This window comes from Alkaliphilus crotonatoxidans, assembly GCF_054658015.1.
Genome location: NZ_BAAHXS010000006.1, coordinates 523,720 through 541,350, shown reverse-complemented (window position 1 = coordinate 541,350; position 17,631 = coordinate 523,720). Strand labels below are relative to the sequence as shown.

19 protein-coding genes are annotated in these 17,631 nt (G+C 40.9%); 7 read left to right on the top strand and 12 right to left on the bottom strand.

The annotated features are described in order from the left end of the window. Positions 1 to 84: 84 nt before the first annotated feature. The gene (locus tag ACYQ1I_RS14620; RefSeq protein ID WP_459766591.1) at positions 85 to 1,164 is read left to right on the top strand and encodes an FAD:protein FMN transferase; all 1,080 of its coding nucleotides are present in this window, start codon (positions 85 to 87) and stop codon (positions 1,162 to 1,164) included. A 63-nt stretch (positions 1,165 to 1,227) separates the two neighbouring features. Here ACYQ1I_RS14620 and ACYQ1I_RS14615 read toward each other — a convergent pair whose 3' ends face one another. From ACYQ1I_RS14615 to ACYQ1I_RS14560, 12 genes are all read right to left on the bottom strand, one after another. Beyond that, entirely contained in the window at positions 1,228 to 1,596 is a 369-nt protein-coding gene (locus tag ACYQ1I_RS14615) for a VOC family protein (RefSeq protein ID WP_459766589.1), read from the bottom strand. Positions 1,597 to 1,611: 15 nt separating this feature from the next. Beyond that, positions 1,612 to 2,274, bottom strand: a complete 663-nt coding sequence (locus ACYQ1I_RS14610) for an AlkZ-related protein (protein ID WP_459766587.1) — start codon at positions 2,272 to 2,274, stop codon at positions 1,612 to 1,614. Positions 2,275 to 2,347: 73 nt separating this feature from the next. After that, on the bottom strand, positions 2,348 to 2,725 hold the full coding sequence (locus ACYQ1I_RS14605; RefSeq protein ID WP_459766585.1) for a WCX domain-containing protein: 378 nt from the start codon (positions 2,723 to 2,725) through the stop codon (positions 2,348 to 2,350). Continuing rightward, positions 2,706 to 3,095, bottom strand: coding sequence for an FMN-binding protein (locus ACYQ1I_RS14600; RefSeq protein ID WP_459766583.1), 390 nt, complete (start codon positions 3,093 to 3,095; stop codon positions 2,706 to 2,708). The genes ACYQ1I_RS14605 and ACYQ1I_RS14600 overlap by 20 nt, the downstream gene beginning before the upstream one ends. A gap of 4 nt (positions 3,096 to 3,099) precedes the next feature. After that, complete coding sequence (locus ACYQ1I_RS14595; protein WP_459766581.1) at positions 3,100 to 3,693, bottom strand: TetR/AcrR family transcriptional regulator; 594 nt, start codon at positions 3,691 to 3,693, stop codon at positions 3,100 to 3,102. Then, positions 3,686 to 4,180 carry a flavodoxin domain-containing protein gene (locus tag ACYQ1I_RS14590; protein ID WP_459766579.1) on the bottom strand — a complete coding sequence of 165 codons (495 nt, stop codon included), beginning with the start codon at positions 4,178 to 4,180 and terminating at the stop codon, positions 3,686 to 3,688. The genes ACYQ1I_RS14595 and ACYQ1I_RS14590 overlap by 8 nt, the downstream gene beginning before the upstream one ends. 272 nt (positions 4,181 to 4,452) lie before the next feature. Beyond that, entirely contained in the window at positions 4,453 to 5,883 is a 1,431-nt protein-coding gene (ltrA, locus tag ACYQ1I_RS14585) for a group II intron reverse transcriptase/maturase (protein ID WP_459766577.1), read from the bottom strand. Positions 5,884 to 6,561: 678 nt separating this feature from the next. Beyond that, the gene (locus ACYQ1I_RS14580; RefSeq protein WP_459766576.1) at positions 6,562 to 7,071 is read right to left on the bottom strand and encodes a GNAT family N-acetyltransferase; all 510 of its coding nucleotides are present in this window, start codon (positions 7,069 to 7,071) and stop codon (positions 6,562 to 6,564) included. Positions 7,072 to 7,106: 35 nt separating this feature from the next. After that, positions 7,107 to 7,847, bottom strand: coding sequence for a CPBP family glutamic-type intramembrane protease (locus ACYQ1I_RS14575; RefSeq protein WP_459766574.1), 741 nt, complete (start codon positions 7,845 to 7,847; stop codon positions 7,107 to 7,109). A gap of 146 nt (positions 7,848 to 7,993) precedes the next feature. Then, positions 7,994 to 8,971 carry a 2-hydroxyacid dehydrogenase gene (locus tag ACYQ1I_RS14570; RefSeq protein ID WP_459766572.1) on the bottom strand — a complete coding sequence of 326 codons (978 nt, stop codon included), beginning with the start codon at positions 8,969 to 8,971 and terminating at the stop codon, positions 7,994 to 7,996. 210 nt (positions 8,972 to 9,181) lie between these two features. After that, positions 9,182 to 10,483: a DUF4179 domain-containing protein gene (locus tag ACYQ1I_RS14565; protein ID WP_459766570.1), complete on the bottom strand. Its 1,302-nt coding sequence runs from the start codon at positions 10,481 to 10,483 to the stop codon at positions 9,182 to 9,184. Continuing rightward, positions 10,470 to 11,006 carry an RNA polymerase sigma factor gene (locus ACYQ1I_RS14560; RefSeq protein WP_459766568.1) on the bottom strand — a complete coding sequence of 179 codons (537 nt, stop codon included), beginning with the start codon at positions 11,004 to 11,006 and terminating at the stop codon, positions 10,470 to 10,472. The genes ACYQ1I_RS14565 and ACYQ1I_RS14560 overlap by 14 nt, the downstream gene beginning before the upstream one ends. Positions 11,007 to 11,267: 261 nt before the next feature. Between ACYQ1I_RS14560 and ACYQ1I_RS14555 the strand changes: the two genes are divergently transcribed. The 6 genes from ACYQ1I_RS14555 (at position 11,268) to ACYQ1I_RS14530 (ending at position 17,549) form a co-directional block, all read left to right on the top strand. Next, positions 11,268 to 11,891 carry a copper amine oxidase N-terminal domain-containing protein gene (locus tag ACYQ1I_RS14555; RefSeq protein WP_459768181.1) on the top strand — a complete coding sequence of 208 codons (624 nt, stop codon included), beginning with the start codon at positions 11,268 to 11,270 and terminating at the stop codon, positions 11,889 to 11,891. A 181-nt stretch (positions 11,892 to 12,072) separates the two neighbouring features. After that, on the top strand, positions 12,073 to 14,016 hold the full coding sequence (locus ACYQ1I_RS14550) for a sigma 54-interacting transcriptional regulator (protein ID WP_459766566.1): 1,944 nt from the start codon (positions 12,073 to 12,075) through the stop codon (positions 14,014 to 14,016). Between the two features lie 262 nt (positions 14,017 to 14,278). After that, positions 14,279 to 14,659 carry a 4Fe-4S dicluster domain-containing protein gene (locus ACYQ1I_RS14545; RefSeq protein ID WP_459766564.1) on the top strand — a complete coding sequence of 127 codons (381 nt, stop codon included), beginning with the start codon at positions 14,279 to 14,281 and terminating at the stop codon, positions 14,657 to 14,659. Between the two features lie 18 nt (positions 14,660 to 14,677). Beyond that, complete coding sequence (gene cooS, locus ACYQ1I_RS14540; RefSeq protein ID WP_459766562.1) at positions 14,678 to 16,600, top strand: anaerobic carbon-monoxide dehydrogenase catalytic subunit; 1,923 nt, start codon at positions 14,678 to 14,680, stop codon at positions 16,598 to 16,600. Then, positions 16,600 to 16,773 carry a hypothetical protein gene (locus ACYQ1I_RS14535; RefSeq protein WP_459766560.1) on the top strand — a complete coding sequence of 58 codons (174 nt, stop codon included), beginning with the start codon at positions 16,600 to 16,602 and terminating at the stop codon, positions 16,771 to 16,773. The genes cooS and ACYQ1I_RS14535 overlap by 1 nt, the downstream gene beginning before the upstream one ends. Before the next feature lie 11 nt (positions 16,774 to 16,784). Continuing rightward, positions 16,785 to 17,549: an ATP-binding protein gene (locus ACYQ1I_RS14530; protein WP_459766558.1), complete on the top strand. Its 765-nt coding sequence runs from the start codon at positions 16,785 to 16,787 to the stop codon at positions 17,547 to 17,549. Positions 17,550 to 17,631 lie beyond the last annotated feature (82 nt).

Genomic DNA, 17,631 nt, shown 5'->3' with positions numbered 1-17,631 from the left:
GAAATATAGGGGCTTTTTATCGGTCAAAGCAAAGCTTTAATTAAGCATCGTTATCTGCTATGATAGTAAAGGGTGATGAATGATATGATTAAGAAAATGATTGCCTGGGGATTGATCTTTACAATTCTTCTGCTGACAGCCTGTGATCCTGGGCCTAAAACGGAATACAGTAAATATACCGACAGTTTTTTTGATACCTTTGATACCATCACTATGGTGGTGGCCTATACCAAAAGTCAGGAAGAATTTCAATTATATTTTGAAAAAATCCATGACCGTTTTTTACAGCTCCACAGGCTTTATGACAAATATCAAAGCTATGAAGGAATCAATAATATTAAAACCATTAATGATATGGCCGGTATCGAACCGGTTAAGGTGGAAAAGGAAATTATTGATTTAATTTTATTTTCAAAGGAATGGTATGAAAAAACCAGTGGGGCTGCAAACATTGCCTTTGGCCCCGTTCTTGAGATTTGGCATGATTATCGTACCGAAGGAATGGATGACCCCCAAGGGGCTCAGCTTCCTCCCATCGAATTGCTGGAAGAAGCCGCTGAATTTACTGATCTTAGTCAGGTCATAGTTAATATAGAGGAAAGTACGGTGTTTTTACCAAATCCCAAAATGTCCCTTGATGTGGGGGCCGTAGCCAAGGGGTACGCCACCGAGCTGGTGGCCAGGGAAATAATGGCTATGGGAATGGAATCCGGCATTATCAGCGCCGGCGGTAATATTAGAACCATTGGCAAACCTTTAGATGGCCTGCGAAGCCGCTGGGGCGTTGGCATACAAGACCCTGACAGCTCCATCGTTTCTGAAAACCAAAACCTCGAAGTAGTCTTTGTTAATGATGCCTCTGTTGTTAGTAGCGGCGACTACCAGCGATACTACAAGGTCGGTGATGAACTGTTTCATCATCTGATTGATCCTACCACCTTAATGCCTGCCAGGCATTATCGAGCCGTTACAGTTATCGCTCAGGATTCAGGCATCGCAGACTTCCTGTCCACTGCCCTTTTCCTGATGCCCCCTAAAGAGGCCCAGGCCCTTGCTGAAGCCCTGGAGGGGGTTGAAGCCCTGTGGGTCATGCCAGACGGTGAAATCGAAATCACCAAGGGAATGGAAAAAATCATGAAGAGTAAAGGCGCATCTGACCGTTAATATTTTACCTTTGAATAAAGGGTTCCCTGAGGTTTCACTGTTAAACCGGGAACCCTTTATTAGTTATAATTCTGTTTCTTCAAGTAAGGTTAATGGATTGCCCATGGGGTCTGCCAAGGTTAGCTCCCTTCCACTCCATGCTGCCTTAAAGGGCGGTTCAAGGGTCATATTCTTTGCCTTTAATTGATGATATACTTCATCTAAGCTTGTACAGGTAAATACCAAATTGACCGTCCCCTGGCCTAACTCTTCCCATTTTCTTTTATTCCAAATGTAAATAACCGGTGCCCCTTTTATAAAGCCCAATTGGGCACCATCATATTCTCCATAGCCCTCATCTAAAATTGGTATCCCCAGCTTATTATGATAGAAATCTATTATTTCGCCGGGATCATCTGCATAAATATTGACACCAGTAAAGCGATTCAGCATTTTCCCTCTCCTCCTTTAAAGACCTAAAAATCGTTTGATTTTCTTTGGGTCTGAATTCGGCAAAATTGTCTTAACCTGTTCAATAATCATTTTTCTTGCCTCTTGTGGATCAATTTGATTAGCTTCCTCTATTAACCCTTTCCCCGCCCATGCCTCAACAGTTTGATAGGCAGTGGCGGGCCATCCGTAGGGCTCACCCTGTTGATTTCTCTTCTGCTTGGTTCCGCTACAGGTGATGAACATCCCCATCTGAAGCTCCGTAAGGGCTGCTTCAACTCGATAATTTTGATCCTTTGTAAAGCCTCCCAGGCTCTTTATCTCATAAAGGGCCAGGCGATCGTTTTCTTCAAATAGGCTGTAAATTTCTCTGGCATATTGACTATAGGTTCCCTGCTGATAGCACTCTTTAAAGGTCTTACCCGCCCTTCTGGCAGCTAAAAATTTCGGGTACCACGCTATGTCAATAAATCCTGGTTTCTTATCAAAGAGCTTGCCATAGGCCGCCAAGCCCTCTTCCTCAATTTTAATCCGCCACTGCCAGGGGTCTGTGGGTAAATCTGTGTGCCAGTGCTCCTCTGGAACCAATTGTGCCAGATTAATCCAATTAATTGCATTCTGAGAGAGGGCCATTAATCCAAATTTTTTAAGGGCAGCCACAAAGTCATCAAAGGTTCTCATTTTCCCCTTCCTTTCTATATTGTTGTCTTTATAACCATGCTAACACATTAAACTTGCCACCTGTATGTCAACTTCAATAATATTTTTCATATATTTTTTTGGCACAGCTTCTTATTTCATTAATCATTTCCTTGGGCGAAATCACTTCTGCCTTATCTCCAAAACCTAATATGGTCTTGAGGGCATAATCCTTATTTCTGTAATACAATTTAAACCTGATTCGTTGATCAGGCATGATTTCATAGCTGTTAACACCATAGCTCTCCACAATTTTATATTCCAGCGAAGGATCTAACAGCAATGTGACAACCCATTGCTCCTGGGAAAAATAGTTTTCAAGCTTCTTCTTTTCCTCTGGAATACTACCTCTATTGAGCCTGTCGCACATAAAAAACAGCCCATTATCCTGGACTGCTAAAGCATATTCACCTTTATTCAAGGGCCCGCTCAATAGCCTTTAAAATAACCGTACTACTGCCGGTGGCCCCAGAAATAACATCTACCTTCAGACTTTGCTGGTCGATAATCCTGCCAAGAATAGTCTCGGCTTTTTTCCCTAGGCCATATTCGTGATCAATTAATTCTATATTTGTAATTCTATGATCGGCCACGGTTACTTTAACGGTTGCTGAAATGATATTCATCAGACCGTAGTCCCCGATATAAACACCATCTTCTACATTGGCCAAATCTATCTCATTGATTTCTACACCCCTTGCAACACGATTGAGCCTTTGAATACCGCCATAGCCTATGGCCAGACCAAGAAGGATCACCACTGCAAGGCCAATGAAAACCTTTTTTAATGTTTTCTTTGCCATTCCCTCACCTCCCTTGATGAATCAGAAAAGTAATTTCCATTTCCAATGACTGAATCATGTCATCTAATTGCTCTACATTTCTGCCACGCAAATAAAACAATAGCTTGCCATGGATGGAAGAAGCAATCAGGCCAACCAACAGCTCTATGGTGTCTGGTTTGATATAGCCCTTTTCAGCACATTTGACCATGGTTTCCTTTAATAAAGCTACAACAGATGGCTTAACAATGTCCTTCATTTTTTCCTTTGAGGTTTCCCCAAGATCATCCACGAAAATCAGCTGAAACATATCGGGGTGCTGTGCAAAATATTTAAAATACTCCTTGGAATAAACAATAATTTGCTCCTTTTCATCCATCTTGTCGTCTTTAAAGCTGATTACATGTCGGTAACAATCCTCTAAAAAGTCGAAAACACAATAAAGCAGCAGGGTATTAAGATCATTAAAATAATTGTAAATTGTCGCATAGGAATATCCTGCACTTTCCCCCACCTTTCTGACTGTGAGATTTTTAACTCCTTCCTGCCGGATAATTTCCTTAGCGGCATCTAAAAAGTATCCCATCATCCTTTGGCGCTGTAATTCCTTTTTATCCATTGACAACATCCAATTCATTTACTTTCTTTGCGATCCGTTGAATGGCAGCAGCATCTATTTTGGAGTAGCCCTCCTTGACCTTAAAGACCAGCTTTAACAGGCTCCTCTCCATAAAATTCATCTTATTAAAATCAATTTCATGCCCCAGATGCTCCTTCATAAAGGCCTGTTTAACCACCCATTCCGGCAGGTTGGCCTGTAAGTATTCAATTGCCTTGGCCCCCTCATCTTTACAGCAGAGGAATAATCCAATATTTTTTCCTTTAAGGGCTCCTTGATGGCTTTCAAGATATTTTTTTATTTCTCCCTGAATTCTACCGGCATAAACAGACCCGCCAATTAGAACCGTATGATAGGGTTCAAGGGAATCGCAGTTTTGCTTTTTTAAGTTCACCAGATCGACAGAGCTATTAATGCCCTGGGCAATTTCTCTGGCGCATTTTTCTGTGGCTCCATATTTTGAGGCAAATAATATTAAAGTTTTCAAGTGATCATCTCCTAAAATATATTAACATTGTTAATATTATTAACATCGTTAATATAATTATACTTCTGTGGTATATTTTGTCAACCCAGTATCATAAATTTTTTATTAAAATTCTATAAACAAAGTCTTTCTTTGGAAGATTTTAAAGGATGACCTTGTTGTGTTGTGGCTTTAGTACAAATAAAGTAGGGTAACTATTTGCATAGCTACCCCCTTATCAAACCGCACGTGCCCTACTAAGGCATACGGCTTACCAACGTGTTTTAAATGAATTAAGCATAGTTTTTAACAGCATTTATCTTGGAAACTCGGTCATGAGTATAATACTCTTGGCCTTTTTCCTTTAATTTCTTGATTTGTTTCTCTAATTTTGCTCTATTTTTGGCCGTTATTTTCTCTAGGTACATTTCTAGGGTATACCCCCACATTTTATTGTAATATAACCAGTGGGATGGTATAAGCCCTATCTTGACAAAATACTCATTATTCCACTTCGAGGTCATAAGCCAGCCTTTTCTTTGACATGGATTTTTGTGTATCATTGCTACCCTTAATCTTTGTCTAACATAGGAGTCTACTGCATGTAGTTCCTTGCTGAAGGCCTGTAGAATACATCTACTTTTCTGACCATATTCTTCATTAGCTTTTACTGCTTTGGATATGTTCAAATAGTAGTTTATCTTACCCCTTATTATTGGGTTTAAGGTGTCCAGCCATGCTTTAGTACTAAGGGTTAAGCTTTTCCTCGTTTTATCCTTTAATTTAGTTTTGAAGTCCTTGATTGAGCCTTCGGTAGGTCTTACGATGAAGTATGAGCTCTCGTTTTTCTTTCTTTTCCTCCAATGCTCAAATGTAAAACCAAGGAAATTAAAATTTTCATCGTTGAAATTAACGAATTTTGTTTTCTCCATTGATACTTCTAATCCTAAATCATTTATTACCCTATTTGCTACCGCACCTGCTCTTTTGATTTCTTCTTCTGTTTTAGCAAACAGAAGAAAATCATCAGCATACCTTACAAAACGGATATTTTCCTTATCTAGTTCCCAATCCAGTTCATTTAGGTATATATTCGCAAGTACTGGTGAAATCACCCCTCCTTGCGGAGTGCCAGATTCAGTATTATGGAGTTTACCTTCTTCCATATGTCCAGCCTTTAGCCATCTCCATATCATATCTAGGACAGTTCCATCAGCTATATATTTTGTCAATATCTTCATCAGTTTCTTGTGTGGTATGTTGTCAAAGAACCCTTTAATATCACAGTCGTATATGTGGTTGTATCCTGTTTCTAGATTCCAAAGAATTATCTGCATTGTTCTTTCTGCACCTAATCCTTTTCTGTATCCACATGACCATTTATGAAATATCTCATTCTCAAACTTGGGACTTATGACATTTACCACACTTTGCTGTACAATCCTATCCTCTATGGTTGGGATTCCTAAGGGTCTTTTCTTACCATTTTTCTTTGGTATATATACCCTCTTTACTGGCTTTGGTACGTAGCTTTTCTCTTTTAGGGTAATTAGGAGTTTATTAATCTTCTCCTCTTCTTTTTCAGCGAAGGTTTCGAGGGTTTCACCATCAATACCTCCACAGCCTTTATTTTCTTTAACTTGTTTCCATGCTTCCATTAGCTTTCTTTCAACTAATAGCTGTCCATAAATACTATGCATTTTAAGCTTCAATTCTTGATTCATTTATTATCCTTCACCTTTCTTGTGTCCTTTCGGTTCGTTTTTACTTTCGTAGCGTTACCGTTATCATTACACATGATTAAAGTTAGGTCCACTGAGGTCAGTTCCCTTCCGTTCAGTATCAGTTTGGCCTAATACCTACTCCCGTACTATGGAACTGTCTGACTTCTCTATCCGTAGTAGAAACTTCGGCATAACCTTATATTCCACTACCCCTTTCGGGCTTGAATAGAGATCTCACAGGGTCACCGCACTTTCCTTCCTAGCATACCGAGCACTTTCACATGATAAACTATTTTAATTCGGCTGATTCATTGAATTAGAATTATTGACTTCCCATTTTTTACGCATAGTCGTCAGTTTACCCCGCCACCTGTGCTTCACACCTCTGCATTTCGGTCTGCTAGTCCGCCTATGGGTCTCACGACTTTCCACGTCTCCTTCAGACAACACCTCACGATATTGCCCTAGACTAGGCTTCCTAGGTTGTATCAGCACTCCTAGGGAAGGACTCTCACCTTCGAGAACTCTTGAGCTTCCAAACTCCCGACTCGTTCTTACCATCATTGGTATCGTCGTCGCTGTTCTTAATACTCAAGATTTCATAAAATTTCTTTTATGAATGTGCGACTGCCTGTCGCACATAAAAGCCCTTGAAGATTTTTCAAGGGCTAAATATCGTTATTTATTTGATTTTACTTGATACACTGTCGAGTAGATTTCACCAATCAAGCTATCTGTCTGGCTCGTTGGAATTTTATGGGGAAAGGACATCAATATAAGGGGAATCGCCGCCTTTCCTTCGCCAAGGGAGGGCTGTTGATATTCTAAGTCATTGCATACAAATCCAAGACCCTCATAAAATTTAATTCTTCTTTCAGCAATCGTATTATCGGGATACTCTACCTCAAGAATCACCATTCCCTCAGCAGCTTTGATAGTTTCTGCTACGATCTTTTTTCCGTATCCCTTTCCCCGAAGGGCTTCGTCAACTGCCAAATGCTCAATAAACATACATTGCTTCAGCAGCCAAAAACAGATAAAGCCCATCAGGCTGTTTCCTTCATAATACGGCCTGACAAAGTAGTTAGACAGCTTTAAAATCTGTTTTTGGGCCTCCTTGCTTCGCCTTTCCTCTGGAGGAAAGGCCTGCTCATATAGTTTCCATAGCTCATCATTTATCTGATTCATTTATTCTCATCCTTATTCAAAGTAGTCAGCACAAGTTAGAATAGGCCTGAGGCTAAGAAAAAAATAGCCAATCCGTGGGTTAGGGTTGCAGGTAAAACACCGTAATCTTTTCTTACAAAGGCCGCAACCAACCCTTCAAAAACGACAAAAATTAATAGGGGAAGCCCTGCGTTGGTAACGGTTATGGCTAAAAAAATGTGGCCAAAGCCAAATATCAACCCTGATAAGACGGCGGCCATGGTTCGGCTTGTATATTTTTCCATATACCCTTGAAAATACCCTCTGAAAAGGGCTTCCTCAAGGAAGTTTCCCAGTAGAGCCAGTATAAAAATTGACACCAGCATAGACCGTGGAACATCGCCTCCACGCTCTGCAATGGGAACCGAATAGGTAAGTAAAAAAATAGGCAATACCACAATAATGGCTCCTAATAACCCCCATAGTCCCCCCTTTATCAGGCTGCCCCGCTTCCATACGATCAATTTCTGTAAATCTGGTTCAAACAAGTTAATAACAAATACCATTAAAAAGGATATTACCCCTAAAATGATTAAAAGATAAGGATCATTGGTAAAGCGAATCCAGAAACCACGCTGGCTGCCAAAGCTCCACAGCCCTAACGGAGTTAAAGTATCACGAAATAATATAAAGAGCAGGATATAGGAAAAAATTTTAAGCTCAATATTTCGTTTCGGGAGCAGCAATAAAAAAATGATTCCAATTATCATCCCGGGCAAGACCCTAATGAATAGGGATGAAAGAGCTTCAAAGGTCATTTATTAAGCCTCCAATTCATATTTTTTATCAAGATTAACTTCTATGTTAACTGTGTTGATGTTTTCTGTCAATGGTCTTCAGTTGATAAAGAATTATTGTTCAATTCTGTATTCAACATCCATTATTACTACCCTATTAGATAACATTACCCCTTTAGCTCTGGTACAATATTGGGAGGGATATGGTTTTTAAGGGTTGCCACAAGATTTTTAGCTGCCAGCATGGTCATATCCAGACGGGTTTTTTCTGTTGCAGAGCCTATATGGGGTACTGTTACTACATTTTTCATCTTTAATAAAGGGTTACTACCTTCAATAGGCTCTGTCTCATAGACATCAAGCCCTGCTCCATAGATTTGATTATTTTCAAGGGCCTCGATCAAAGCCGCCTCATCAACGGTTTGTCCTCTGGAGGCATTAATTAATATGGCACTTTTTTTCATGAGGCCCAGGGCCCGGGCATCTATCAAATGATAGGTTTCTTTAGTCAGAGGAGTCATTACCAGCACAAAATCACTGGTCTGAAGCAGACTGTCAAGGTCACTGTATCGAACCCCCAGCTGAGCCTCTAGGCCAGGCTTTGGTTTTCGATTATAATACAATACCTTCATGTCAAAGCCTAAAGCTGCCCTTTTTGCCACCATCTCGCCTATTCTTCCCATGCCGATAATACCCAAGGTGGCATGGTGTACATCTAAGCCATATAGGTTCTCATTATCTGTAGGCTGCCATTTTCCTGCCTTTACGTATTGATCCAGCTCCGGTATTCTTCGGGCGGTTGAGAGCATTAATCCCATAATTAAATCTGCCACGGTATGATCTAATACCCCTGGCGTATGGGTACCTATTACGCCTCTGGATTTCATAGCAGCCAAATCAAAATTATTGTAGCCCACCGATACATTACTGACTACCTTTAAATGGGGGGCTTGTATTAACAATTCTTCATCTATTTCGGTACGCTGTACCAATATACCAGCCTTGTTATATAACCTGTCGAACAGAATCTCCCTGGGCATTTCACCCTGATCCTGCCACATTTCGTATTCACAGTGCTCAGCAATATATTCTTCAACCTGCTTTGGAATTTTCCTTGTTATAATGACCTGGGGTTGTTTTTCCATGGTTTAATTGCTACGTACCAGGTATTCTTCTACCAACTACGCAGCCCCTCCTTTCCTTCAATTCAGCTCAGTTACCCTTATTTTATCACTAGCATCAAATAAAGAGAAGTCTTCAAAAACAAAAGTTCTCTTTATTTCATGATTTTAAGGAAAATTTTCCTATAGATTATAAAAAAAGCTATCGGGCCTCATACCCAATAGCTTTTTTCTTTATAAAGGAATATCAATTACCTGATCAAACTCCTGGGAATAACTGATTCTTTCAAACAGCAGCACTGCATCTGGTCCTTTGACCGGAAATCGCAGGGTTCGAGTATGCCATATGCTTCCGTCCCCGCCCTTGGTATGCTCACTTTCAATGGTTTCTTGTAAGGGTGTCCTTTCCCCACCAATTAACAGCCTTACGCTAGATAGCTTAACATGATCTGCGGTGGTTAAGGTTATATAGGTATGATCTCCTTCTTCATAAACCCCATTGATTATAACGGTTTGACCCTTCACAACCAACTCATGGTCCTTTTTGATCTGGCTCAGGGGTAGCTTCTGATTGGCATCTCGGTCAATTTGGAGGCTTTTTAGATGAATTTCAAGGGACTCAAGGTCTTCTGGCAGCGGATCAAACTCCTTGTGGAAGGTTATACCATTACTATCAGTCTTTAATCCGCCGGCCTGATGCTCCAGGGCTTTGCCATTGGCAATCAAGTCAAAGCTTAGCTCTTGGGGTCTGATCCGTTCCCCCTCCAACGTATCAATGGCCAGGGAAATAAATTTCTGCAAAGAGCCCTTTATTGTTGTTTGGGTAGGAGAAGCAATGATCGATTGAAAGGTTAATCTGATGTCTTCTGCTTCAGCAGTCTCGTCTAACGTCTTTTTCAAGGTATGCCCCATTGCTTTTTCCCGATCAATGGTAAAGACAATTTCTGCGGTTTCTGCGTCTTTCCCGGTCAAGTCGAGAGTAAGTTGAAGCTTTTTATCTAAAAATGAAGGCGGATCAAAACTGGTAACCCACTTAATCTCATTGTTTGCCTCGTTGATTTCTCCATGACCCCAACGTTGATGGTACATTTTTAAAAAGCCTTTAAAGTACATGCTTATATTGGAATCCACCAGGTCTTCCCTGCCAGGGGGAGCCTTAATGCTATAAAAGACCAGCATTTGATTTTCATCCAGCATAATACCATCCAGGGTAAATTTTAATCCGTTGGCGAAGGTATGGGATTTTTCTATTACCTGACCCTTTCCCAATTCATTCAGTTCCCTTAGCGAACCCTTCATAAGACTATCATAACCCACCAGCCGCTTAGTATAATAGGCCAGGGTATCGAAATGATAGCTTAGGGTGATGATGACAACTAAAATCGCCGCCACCTTAACAATGCGTCTATAGCCTCTCTGTCTTGGTGCATTATGATTATTTAAAGCATTCCTCAGCCTGTCTTCTAATTCATTAGGGGCTTTCAAACAATCGATTCGCAACCCTTCCTTCTTTAATTTTTCCTCAATATCCTTCATTTATTTCACCTCCATAGCTTTTCTTCAGCCTTTTCAACCCAGCATTGATACGGGATTTAACGGTGCCCAGGGGTATTTTCAGCAGTTCGGCAATGGCTTCATATTCTAAATCAAGAAAATAGCGCAGCTTTAATACCTCCTGGTGCTTTTGACTAAGATTCTCCATATATCTTTGAAGAATAATAAAATCCTCCCTTTGGCTGATAAAGTCTTTATCTTCTCCCTGGGCCTCTGCATTGATTTGGGACAATGGAATCACCCTTTTTTTATTTTTGATTTGACGACGGCAGCAATTTACCAGTATTGTTTTGCTCCAGGAATAAAAGGCTTCATCATTTTTTAAACCATGTATTTTTTCGTATAAAATGACAATCATATCCTCCAGGGCATCTAGGGCATCCTCCTGATTTTTCAGAAAGACCAGAGCCAATTTATAATAGGCATCCCTTTCAAGCATAATTAGCTTTACCAGGGCTTCCTGATCTCCTGCCTTTGCTTTTTTCACAAGGTTTTCTATCGCCATTCCAGCACCTCACTTTCCTATATAAGAGTAGGCTGTGCAGAAAAAAGTTCATTTTATTTTAATATTATTTTTCAGTTGTATTACCCTTTTCCTATTTCTATTCTACCAGGGGTGCTGTCTCTGTTCTAATGGGAAATATTTTTGCTGTATGGACCTTAATCTTTTTGTAATGATTTCTTTATACTTTTATAACTACTATTGTAATGATTTCGGCTAAACTGGTGTTATAGTAAAATTCAGGAGGTGGATTAATTGAAAAAAATGGTTAAAGGATTACTTTTGGCCTCAACGGTACTTTTATTTTTACCCCTTTTCAATACCGTACTGGCCCTTTCTATCCCCCAAATTATTGTTAACGGTATCCCTATTGAAACCGATGTGGCCCCTGAAATAATTAGCGGCAGAACAATGGTGCCTGTCAGGGCTGTGGCTGAAGCCTTAGGAGCCTTGGTAACCTGGGATGAGAAGGAACAGAAGGTATACATAGAAAGTCAAGATGATTCCTTCAAACAACAGTTAACATTGTTGCAGCAGGCGATCCTTTCCACAGACCCGGCGGAAACAATAAAGGAATGGGTAAAGGCGTGCCAGTCTAGAAATGGTGCACTGCAGTACGCCCTTTATTCCCCTGAGCTTAAAGAAAAAACTTTAACTCAATTTAAAGAGCTGGGCTGGGTTACAGGGGTTTCCAGCCCCTGGATAGAGGATTTTAAAATATCAGAACCCCAGCCAGAGGGCGAATCGCTAGTATATCAAGTGGACTTTTTAATGAAGACCTCCAGCGATAATGGCCTTTGGTCCAGTTATACAGTCATCCTTTCACAGATTGAGGAAAAATGGTTCATTACCAAAATAAGCGGTGATGATACTGGAATCGTCTATTAAGTTTTTGACCGGCAAATCAATGATCTTCTCATGATTTGCCGGTCTCATTTTACACCCATACACTCCCCTCCCTATTGTATTTTATAAAGTGCGTATTTTCTGATATAATATATTTAATCATTATTTTTCAACAACAATTATCGAAAGATATTTTTTAGCCTATAGGAAGGGGCGAATATTTATGGCAGTTACAGAGTTTGATGATCATTTACTGCATAGTAGCCTGGAGAAAAAGCTTAAATCGCTGACAGGTATTTTCCCCCAAGGGGAAGTAAATATTGTAGAAGAAGAAATTTATTATAATACGGCTAAAAATTTTGGAAGTAGGCTCAACATTCAGGACTATGATACATTAATTGAAAAAATGGCCCGACTTGGTATCGGAAAAATACGAATCAATTTAATCTCTGACGAAAAAATAATCGTTCAGCTTTTCGAGTGTTTTACCTGCCATGATATGGAATACCTTGGCAAAGCCATGTGTTATTTTGAAGGCGGCATTTTAGCCGGAGCCATTAGTCAAATCTGTGGTCAGGAAATGGATGCAGTAGAAACCCACTGTGTTGCCCTGGGAAACAATTATTGTCAGTTTGAGCTGACCCCAAGGGTTAATCATGACACTACGGAAAATGGTGTTAAGGCGGAAGCTGTAAAAAAAGAAGACAGTATAATGGACTTAACCCTTCATTCCCTTCGGCTTGCCAAAAACTATACCCGGGCAGAGCATAAGACAAAGTATTTTTATGATATTAATTTGCGATTAAATAAGGCCCTTAAACGGGCTTTGGAAATCAACAGCTTTAACGAGACCATTCTTGACAGCTTCCCCCATTCCTTGGCCCTCATTGACCGTCACGGTGTCATCATTAAAATTAATAAGCAATACCGAGATTTTCTGGATATTGACTTCCACCAGGTGGAAAAGAAAAATATTCAGGCCCTTGGATGGTCTTCACAATATCAGGAGGTTCTTAAAACCGGAAATAATGCCATTTGGCATGAAACCCTGGGGGGAAAGGAATACATTATTTTTGAAAGTCCGGTTTATGAAGGTATGGGAATTTTAAGGCAATTTATACCCATTGAATCAGACTTTGTTAAGCTATTGCTGGACAAAATATCTTATTTAGAGAGAGAAATGAATTATTACAAGCATAAGGTGATGGAACGGGAACAGCCCCTTGAAAATTTAGGTGATTTATCAATGGATTCTCAAAAAATGAAGGAGCTGTCACGCTATGTCAAAAAGGTGGCCAAAACCGATGCCACAATTTTATTACGGGGAGAGAGCGGTACCGGAAAAAGTATGCTTGCAGAAATCATCCATCGTGAAAGCCTTCGTCGCTTAAACCCCTTTGTCTGCATTGATTGCACCACCATTCCCAAGGATTTCTTTGAGGCAGAACTATTTGGCTACGAGCCCGGTGCCTATACCGGAGCCAATAAAAATGGTAAAGCAGGCAAGCTGGAGCTGGCCGATGGCGGAACGATTTTTCTTGATGAGGTGGGTGAAATTCCCCTGGAGGCCCAGGCAAAGCTGTTGCGCTTTTTACAAGAGCGTAAATTTGAACAACTTGGGGGGGTTACAACCAAAAAAGTAGATGTTCGAATTATTGCTGCTACCAATCAGGATTTAGAGAGAATGGTTCAAATAGGCCAATTCAGAAGGGATTTATACTATCGCTTAAATGTAATTAACGTGGCCATGCCGCCCCTTCGAGAAAGGTGGGAGGAGATTCCACGCTTAACCCATCAAATTCTGTTTCGCTTCTGTCGAGAAATCGGCATCGAATTGAAGGAGGTCCATGAGGATGGAATCAAGGAGCTAATTCACTATGATTGGCCTGGAAATATTCGGGAACTGGAAAATCTATTGAAAAGATTGGCCATTAATGTGGATAATCAAATGATCACCAGACGAAATATCCTTGATGAAATTTCAGCAATTAAGAATATCCACAGCCCCGATTCCGCACAACGGGATGAAATAAATGATTCAGAAAAGCAATTGATCATCGGCACCTTGCAAAAATATAATTTTAATAAAACCTTAACTGCTGAAAAACTGGGCATTACTCGACAAACCCTATATAATAAAATTAAACGGTATCAAATTAATTGTTAGGTGTAAATAATTGTCTAAATTTGTCTAAAGTCCTTTGACAGTGTAAAGCCTTTTTGACAGTTTTATACCGTAGATTCTAAATTTAAGCTACTGAAGCTGCTATTTTCAGTAGCTCTTTTTTTTGGCATAAAACCTGCAACTAAACTATAATAGTTTTATTTTAGAGCTCAGAAAAGAGGTGTTATTATGGAGCAAGGAAAAGTTAAGCTTCTTAGTCTAAGGGCCGAATACTGCCTTGGCTGCAAGGGATGTGAACTAGCCTGTGCCGAAGGTAAGACCCGTCAATCGAAAAAACAACATCGTACCAAATATCTATGCTGTTCAAAGCCTCAAGGGAAAACAAACGGCCTATTGCCGTCATTGTCAAAATGCCTATTGTCAACAGCTATGCCCAATGAAGGCCATTCAACGGGTTCAATCGGCTATTGTCATTAATGAAGAAAAATGCAGCGGATGCGGAATATGTGAACAAGGATGTCCCTATGGAGCAATCAGCATGATCAACAGAGTGCAAGGGGGAAAGCAAAAAAGCCTTGCCGTTAAATGTGATTTATGTATGGAAAGGCAACTAAACAATAAGGCACCCCACTGCATTGAAGCCTGTCCTACCAAGGCCCTGGTATTAAGAGAACCCAACAGCTAAAAAGAAAGGAAGAAAGCTATGGATAAATGCTATAACCAATCAAACCATTGTCTGATTCATAAGGCCCAGGAGGAGCAAATTGATCTAGTATGGCATCGTTATGAAAAAATGCTGCCCCTCTGCGGATTTGGAGAAAGAGGTATATGCTGTAGAATTTGCATGAAGGGCCCCTGTCGCATCGACCCCTTTGGCAATGGTCCCCAGGAAGGAATTTGTGGTGCCAATGCCGACACAATTGTTGCCCGTAATTTAGTCAGAATGATGGCCTCTGGTGCAGCTTCCCACTCGCTTCATGGAAAGGAAATTGCTAAAACTCTATTACATGTGGCCCGAGGAGAATCGAAGCACTATGAAATTAAAGACCCGGAAAAGCTTTTGGCCATAGCCCATCATTTGGGGCTGGAAACAAAAGATAAATCTTTAAACCAAGTTGCCGAAGAAGTTGCCTGGGAAAGCCTGATGGATTATTCTCGTATAGAAGAGGACCCCTGTACATGGCTTAGTAATACAATTCCCGGGGTACGTTTAGAAAAGCTTAAAAACCTCAATGTCACCCTAAACAATATTGAATCTGCCGTTACAGATATTATGTCAAGAACCCATTTGGGTACCGATGCCGACCCGGTTAATCTTCTACTGGCAGGCCTTCGCTGTTCCCTGGGTGACTACACTGGTATGCAAATATCAACGAATCTTTCAGATATTTTATTTGGAACCCCTGAACCGGTGGTTAGCGAAGCCAATCTGGGAGTCATTAAGGCTGATGCTGTCAACATCGCAGTCCATGGGCACAATCCATTACTCAGCGAGATTATTGTTGACGTGGTAGACGACCTGCAGCAGGAGGCCATCGACGCTGGAGCTACAGCAGGAATCAATATCGTAGGTATTTGCTGTACAGGTAATGAGGTTTTATTAAGGCGTGGTATACCCATGGCTTCCAATTATCTTTCACAGGAATTGGCCATCTTAACCGGCGCCCTGGAGGCCATGGTGGTGGATGTACAATGTATTATGCCTTCACTGTCTAAAATTGCCTCCTGCTATCATACCAGACTTTTTACTACCATGCCCGATGCTAAAATTCCAGGGGCTACCCATCTGGAGCTACACGATGCCCACGCCTCTGAAAATGCACGGCAAATTATACGCCATGCCATTGCCGCCTTCAGACATCGAGATCAGGAAAAAGTCATGATTCCCCAGGAAAAAAGTCAAATTATTGCAGGCTTTAGCACAGAATCAATTGTATCTCTTTTAAGTAAGCTTAATAGCGAAAAACCCCTAAGCCCCATTATTGATCAGATTGTAGCAGGTAATATCAGAGGTGTTGTTTTATTTGCAGGCTGTAATAATGTTAAAATCACCCAGGATTACGGTTTTGTAACCATGGCTAAAAAGCTGCTGGCCAATAATATTCTCATCTTAGCCACAGGCTGTGGGGCTGGGGCCTTTGCAAAAAATTACCTCATGAATTCAGAGGCCACCAATCAATATGCCGGTGATTCCCTTAAAGCAGTTCTTACCCTTTTAGGCCATGAGGCAGGCTTAGATGCCCCCCTACCCCCTATTCTACACATGGGCTCCTGTGTTGATAACAGTCGTGGGGTAGATTTAGCCGTCGCCCTTGCCAATGAACTGGGAGTTGATTTAAACCAACTGCCTCTGGCGGCCTCTGCACCGGAGCTTATGAGCGAAAAGGCCATTGCCATTGGTACCTGGGTAACGGGCCTCGGTATTCCCCTTCACATAGGCCTTATGCCCCCGGTTAGCGGCAGTGCTTTAGTGAGCGATGTCTTAACCTCAGGCCTAAAAAGTCTTGTGGATGGCTATTTTATGGTTGAAACTGACCCCCTATTGGCAGCAGATGGCTTAATTCAAATAATAGAGGAAAAAAGAGCCGCCTTAGGCCTTCCATCACATTTAAAGGGGGAAATTTAATGAATTTAAATATGGAACACTATGATAAGATCAATCAATGCCCCCAATGTAAAAAGCCTGTTAAAGTAATTAAGCTGGCCTATATTAAAGGAAAAATACCTGGAATAACAGAGGCTGATTTAAAATTATTAAAGCTCTGTAAAACCTGTAAGCAAAAAATACCACATGCATAGGAGGAATTAATATGAAAATTGCCGTAACCGGAAAAGGTGGCGTTGGAAAAACCACCATAGCCGCCCTGATGGCCAGAACCTTGGCCGAAAAAAAATATAAGGTTTTGGCTATAGATGCCGATGCTGACGCCAATTTTGCAGCTGCCTTGGGAATTGATATTAAAGAGCATAAAATTCAGCCTATTGCCGCCATGGAGGACCTGATTCAAGATAAAACAGGAACCAGCCATGGGAAGGGATTATATACCCTAAACCCCTTTGTCGGTGACATTCCTGACCGCTTTTCCATTCATCATGCCGGGGTTGATTTTCTGGCAGTGGGTACAATTAAAAAGGGAGGCGCCGGCTGCTATTGTGCAGAAAATAAACTATTAAAAAGCCTGTTGAATCACATTGTCTTAAAAAGAAATGAAACGGTGATTATTGATATGGAGGCGGGCCTTGAGCATCTTTCCAGGGGAACCGCCAAGGGAATTGATGCCTTTATTGTAGTGGTAGAGCCCGGTCAACGGAGCCTGGAAACTGCCCTTAATGTATATCAAATGGCCCGGGAAATTGGTGTTGAAAAGGTCTATGTAATTGCCAACAAGCTTCGTAGCGATGAGGAACTGGCCTTGATTAAGGAGTACCTGCCAACAATGGAGCTATTAACGGGCATACCCTACGATGCTTCCATTGCAGCAGCAGATTTTAAGGGGATCTCGCCGGCTGATTCAGTAGGTACAGAGCTTAAGGAAACCATTAATTCAATCATTAATAAATGTAATTTTGCTTAAACCTCTGTAGATTAAGATTTCGATATTATAAGTGAAAAATTTCATATTGATATAAAAAACATGGATTTCAACAACTAAATCC

Coding starts and splice junctions, on each gene's coding strand:
- ACYQ1I_RS14620 (WP_459766591.1), top strand. CDS start 85: ATGATTAAGAAAATGATTGCCTGGGGATTGATCTTTACAATTCTTCTG.
- ACYQ1I_RS14615 (WP_459766589.1), bottom strand. CDS start 1,596: ATGCTGAATCGCTTTACTGGTGTCAATATTTATGCAGATGATCCCGGC.
- ACYQ1I_RS14610 (WP_459766587.1), bottom strand. CDS start 2,274: ATGAGAACCTTTGATGACTTTGTGGCTGCCCTTAAAAAATTTGGATTA.
- ACYQ1I_RS14600 (WP_459766583.1), bottom strand. CDS start 3,095: ATGGCAAAGAAAACATTAAAAAAGGTTTTCATTGGCCTTGCAGTGGTG.
- ACYQ1I_RS14595 (WP_459766581.1), bottom strand. CDS start 3,693: ATGGATAAAAAGGAATTACAGCGCCAAAGGATGATGGGATACTTTTTA.
- ltrA (WP_459766577.1), bottom strand. CDS start 5,883: ATGAATCAAGAATTGAAGCTTAAAATGCATAGTATTTATGGACAGCTA.
- ACYQ1I_RS14580 (WP_459766576.1), bottom strand. CDS start 7,071: ATGAATCAGATAAATGATGAGCTATGGAAACTATATGAGCAGGCCTTT.
- ACYQ1I_RS14575 (WP_459766574.1), bottom strand. CDS start 7,847: ATGACCTTTGAAGCTCTTTCATCCCTATTCATTAGGGTCTTGCCCGGG.
- ACYQ1I_RS14570 (WP_459766572.1), bottom strand. CDS start 8,971: ATGGAAAAACAACCCCAGGTCATTATAACAAGGAAAATTCCAAAGCAG.
- ACYQ1I_RS14565 (WP_459766570.1), bottom strand. CDS start 10,483: ATGAAGGATATTGAGGAAAAATTAAAGAAGGAAGGGTTGCGAATCGAT.
- ACYQ1I_RS14560 (WP_459766568.1), bottom strand. CDS start 11,006: ATGGCGATAGAAAACCTTGTGAAAAAAGCAAAGGCAGGAGATCAGGAA.
- ACYQ1I_RS14555 (WP_459768181.1), top strand. CDS start 11,268: ATGGTTAAAGGATTACTTTTGGCCTCAACGGTACTTTTATTTTTACCC.
- ACYQ1I_RS14550 (WP_459766566.1), top strand. CDS start 12,073: ATGGCAGTTACAGAGTTTGATGATCATTTACTGCATAGTAGCCTGGAG.
- cooS (WP_459766562.1), top strand. CDS start 14,678: ATGGATAAATGCTATAACCAATCAAACCATTGTCTGATTCATAAGGCC.
- ACYQ1I_RS14535 (WP_459766560.1), top strand. CDS start 16,600: ATGAATTTAAATATGGAACACTATGATAAGATCAATCAATGCCCCCAA.
- ACYQ1I_RS14530 (WP_459766558.1), top strand. CDS start 16,785: ATGAAAATTGCCGTAACCGGAAAAGGTGGCGTTGGAAAAACCACCATA.